Genomic DNA, 695 nt, shown 5'->3' with positions numbered 1-695 from the left:
GTTTCACGGACATAGGGAGCATATGCTGAATCGGATCGTACACATATTGGAAAACCAGATGCCAAATAGCATGAAAGTTTGTAAGACCAAGATAATTTGTTGTATTCAGAATAACGCTCACCTTGTTCTGTATTATTTCCATCATGAACTAAACCAAAGCCACCATAGAAATTCATGAACGAATCTAGAATAACATGGTCTCCATTTGGAAATTCAATAATATGCGGATTATCTTTCAAATCCTGCAGATCATGATATGGAGTAAATACTCTAGTCTCTGGACTATACTTCTCTAACTCTTGAACTAGTTCTCTTAAGAAACCAACTTTGTCTTCCGACATATTGCCGAAGTACATTAAGTCTCTAGATAGTTCAGGAGTGTTGTAAGGAGTATCGGTTGAATATCCCCAAGGTTTATCTTGAGCGACAGTCTTGTGTAAGAGTTCCATATTCATACCATGTTCACGCAACCATTGTCTTCCACCATTTCCTTGAGCAATCAATCCATCATATTTATTGAGAGTTTCAATAAGTTCAGCATTTTGCTCGTCGCTTGTAGCAAATCTAATAGGATTAATATCAAATAGATATCCAATGATTCTTCCGCCTCGTTCATGAACAGCATCAATAAATATAGATTCATGATCTGCACCAGAGATATATGCTGGGTGAGGATATACTACGATATCTCAAGT

At 36.8% G+C, this 695-nt stretch carries 1 protein-coding gene; it reads right to left on the bottom strand.

Annotation, left to right across the window (positions count from 1 at the left end; all coding sequences use genetic code 11):
• Positions 1–503: hypothetical protein (locus N1032_RS25495; RefSeq protein WP_259543390.1), on the bottom strand; the 503-nt coding region annotated here is incomplete at its 3' end.
• Positions 504–695 lie beyond the last annotated feature (192 nt).

It is taken from the genome of Herbiconiux daphne (assembly GCF_024979295.1).
In the GTDB taxonomy this organism is placed as follows: Bacteria; Actinomycetota; Actinomycetes; order Actinomycetales; family Microbacteriaceae; genus Herbiconiux; species Herbiconiux daphnes.
This window is presented reverse-complemented; position numbering and strand designations above follow the sequence as displayed.